2 protein-coding genes are annotated in these 4,127 nt (G+C 70.1%); both read left to right on the top strand.

From position 1 onward, the window contains the following. Positions 1-371 (top strand): FecR family protein (locus AC27VN_RS34560; protein ID WP_490879514.1); only part of this gene is annotated, 371 nt, incomplete at its 5' end. 293 nt (positions 372-664) lie between these two features. Further along, positions 665-4,127: two-partner secretion domain-containing protein (locus AC27VN_RS34555; protein WP_490879515.1), on the top strand; the 3,463-nt coding region annotated here is incomplete at its 3' end.

Genomic DNA, 4,127 nt, shown 5'->3' with positions numbered 1-4,127 from the left:
GGGTCTGCGTGAGCTGCCTCGAGGGCACGGTGCGCGTGGCGCATCCGGCCGGCGAGCGCCTGCTGCAGGCGCGCCAGCAGGCCCTCTACGACACGGCGTCGATCGGCGGCGTGGTCGGCATCGAGCCCGCGGCCGTCTCGGCCTGGCGCAGCGGCGAGCTGGTGTTCAGCCAGGTGCCGCTCGCGCAGGTCATCGACGAGATCAACCGCTATCGGCCCGGCCGCGTGCTGCTGATGAACGAGGCCGCCGGCGGCGATCCCGTCAGCGGACGCTTCTTCGTCGCCTCGCTCGAATCGGCGCTCTCGCAGCTCCAGCACTCGTTCCAGCTCAAGGCCCGGCGGCTGCCCGCGGGCGTGCTCGTGCTGAGCTGAGCGCCTTCGCTTTTTTTTCCACCCCTGGATGTGACCGCGCGATGACGCGCGCGGCTTCACGCGCGCGCCATTCCGGCCGCGAAAAATAGTTGGGGGATCGCGCCGAGGTCGCACGTCATAGCCGCAATGGGGTGTTGCTTTGCATGGCGTGCGAAGCGAGTGCCTCTGCATCCATGGCTGCCCATCGCAGGGCGGCCGCATGGCATCGACTCAACCACGGCGGAACTGGCATGAACACAAGAGGGCGCGGCGCGAAGGACAACGGAGTGGGCGGGGAGCTTTCCGTCTTCAGGATGGCACCGGTGGCAAGGGTCATCACGCTGATGCTGGCCGCGATCGGCGCGGCGGGTGCGGCGCATGCGCAGCAGCGTGCGTTCAGTGCGGCGTGGATGGCGCAGAAGAACATCGCGCAAGGCCAGGCGATTGCTACGGGGCGGCTGCCGAATGGCTTGCCGGTGTCGTCGCTCAATACGCCGAGTGCGCAACAACAGCAGGCGCGCGAGCAGTTGCAGCGTTCGCTCGGCAATCTGAACCTGGCCGCGCAGAGCATCGCGGCGCAGCAGGCTGCACAGGCTGCGGCACGGCAAGCGGCGTTGGACGATCCTTCTTCCGTGCCTGATGGTCTGGCCGATGGCGGGTTGCGCGTCGACACCAATTCGCTGACCGCTGGTTGGCTCAATGCCCAGGCGCCCGTGCAATCGCAAGGCGGCGACGGCCGCACGACTGTCACGATCCAACAGACCGGCGATCGCGCGATCCTCAATTGGGAGACCTTCAACGTCGGCAAGCGCACCACGGTCGATTTCAAGCAGCAGGCCGACTGGGCCGTGCTCAATCGCGTCAACGATCCGCAGGCGCGACCCTCGCAGATCCAGGGGCAGATCAAGGCCGATGGCACGGTGCTGATCGCGAACCGCAACGGCATCGTATTCAGCGGATCGAGCCAGACCGATACACGCAATCTCGTGGCGGCGGCCGCGAAGATCAGTGACGAGCAGTTCAAGACGCGCGGCATCTACAGCGCGCAGGCGAACGGGGCCTACACGCCGAGCTTCACCGATGCCGACGGCAAGGTCGAGGTGCAGGCAGGCGCTCGCATCAACACCACGCCGACAACGACGGTCACGCAGGGCGGCGGCTATGCGCTGCTGCTCGGCAAGGAGGTCGGCAACGCGGGTGCCATCACCACACCGCGCGGCCAGGTGCAGATGGCCGCGGGCGACTTCTTCATCGTGCGGCCCGGCCAAGGCACCGCGGCGAACCAGACTTCGACCACGCGCGGCAATGAAGTGGCGCCGCAGTTCAATGCCGACAGCACGACGGGCGCGGTCACCAACACCGGCCTGCTGCAGGCGCCCGAAGGCGATATCACGCTCGCGGGACGCAAGGTGGTGCAGGACGGCGTGGCCGTGTCCACGACGACGGTGGACACGCGCGGCACGATCCATCTGCTGAACGCGGCCAGCGACAAGCTTGGCAGCGTCACGGTGACAGCGCGTGGCCTCAACGCCATCCTGCTCGACGACCAGAACGGCCGCACCGCGCTCGACAGCCAGCGCGATGCGCTGATCGCCGACTCCGCCGTGCAGGACCTGGCACGCCGTGTCGCGGCGGCCGATGTCTTCGACAACCTCGCGCGGCTCGATGACCGGCGCGACCAGTCGCGCATCGAGATCGTCTCGGGCGGCGGCGTGGTGTTCGAAGGCGGTTCGACCACGCTGGCCACGGGCGGCCAGATCGCGGTCAGTGCCAAGACGGGCCGCAGCACCGTCGCCAATGGCGCGCGCCTCGACGTCTCGGGCGCGGTCGGCGTGCAGGTCGCGATGTCCTCGAACAACGTCGAGATCAACATCCAGGGCAACGAGCAGCGCGACGCACCGCTGAACCGCGACACCACGCTGCTCAACAACAGCAATGTGTGGATCGACCGGCGCAAGCTGCTGCGCGTGGCGGCCGGTGTGGGCGGCTACGACAAGGAGCGCTGGTACACGCCGGGCGGCCTGCTCGAGGTCGGCGGCTACCTGGGCCTGCAGGGCCACACGGTGGGCGAGTGGGGCGCGCAGGGCGGCAGCGTGGTGTTCGCGGGCAACGAGCTGGTCGCGCAGGCGGGCTCGAACATCAACCTCTCGGGCGGCACGCTGGACGTGCAGACCGGGATGATCAAGCAGAGCTGGCTCAAGGGCGCCGACGGCCGGCTCTACGAGGTGTCGAGCGCACCAGCCGATGTGCAGTACACGGGCCTCTACAAGGGCTACGAAGACGCGCACAAGCGCTGGGGCGACAAGACCACGGGCTTCTTCTACAACCCGCTGATCGGGCCGCAGCAGCGGCTCGAGAACGGCTACACGGTGGGCCGCGATGCGGGCCAGTTGATCGTCTCGACCGGTGCGGCCGTGCTCGAGGGCGACATCAGCTCGGGCGTTTACCAAGGCCCGAGGCAGACGACCAGGCGCGATGGCGGCATCGACGGCTATGCGCAGTCGCACGACGCCGCGGCGCTCGCCGCGCAACTGATCCTCGGCAGCTACACCAGTGCCTTCAACACCAATGCGAAGAACGGCCCGACCGGCGTGTTCCACAACCTCGCACCGACCGTGGACCACATCGTGTTCGGCGGCGACCAGCCCGCGCTCGGCGACGGCATCGCGCCCGACGGCCCGCTGCCGCAGGCCCGCAAGGATGCGCTGCATGTCGACAGCGAGCGCCTCGACGGCTGGGGCCTCGGCGCGCTGATCGCCGTGGGCCGCGACAGCGTGCGCGTCGACGGCGCGCTCGCGGTGGTGCCCGGCGGTCGCATCGCGCTGCATGCGCAGCAGGTCGAGGTGAACGCGGACCTCACGGCGCGCGGCGGCAGCATCGCGCTGGGCAATGTGCTCAAGACGACCGCCACCACCGGCGTGACGGTCGAGACGCTGATGCCGTTCGACCCCACCCATCCGACCGCGGTGACGGTGGCGAACGGCGCGACGCTCGACACGCGCGGCCTGTGGACCAACCTGCAGCTCGATCCGAGCAACGGCCAGGGCCTGCCCTACGTCGACGGCGGCACGGTCGACATCCGCAGCGCGGGCGCGGTGACGCTCGCGGCCGGCAGCCTGATCGACAGCTCCTCCGGCGCGGCCTTGAAGGCCAATGGCGCGCTGGTCGCGGGCCATGGCGGCGACGTGACGCTGTTCGCGGGCTATGCCGTGCTGCCGGGCGACGCGCCGATCGACGCACCGCTGCGGCTGGATGGCGAGATCCGCGGCTTCGGCGTCGCGGGCGGCGGCACGCTGACCCTGGGCTCGGGCCGCACGGTGGGCATCGGCGCGGGCGTGCATGGCCTGAACGGCACGCTGGCCGCGGGCGAGACCACCGCGGTCAACCTGCAGCTCGAGCGCGACTACCTGGTGGCGGCCGGCGGCACCGTGCCCGCGGACTTCGCGGTCACGGTGCGCGCCGTCGTGGCGGGACAGACGCTGGCCGCGGCCACGGCACCGCAGATCGATGCGGGCGCCTCGCTCACGGTCGCGGCCGACTGGGTGGTGCCGGCCGGCGGCCTCTACGTGCAGTCGACCAGCGGCATCTACTACTTCGGCGGCAGCGTGGTGCCCGCGGGCACCGCCCTGAGCCGCTTCAACGGCACGCTGCCCGCGGGCTACACCATTCCGGCCGATGCCTTCCCCGCCGGCGTGCCGATCGCGCCGGTGACCACGCGCTATGCCGCGGGCACGGTGGTCGACAGCGAGCTGCGCATTCCCGCCGGCGCCCTGGTGC

Source organism: Variovorax sp. 20P10.2.4 (assembly GCF_058244205.1).
Note: the sequence above shows the minus strand (reverse complement) of the source record. Positions and strands in the feature narration are given on the sequence as shown.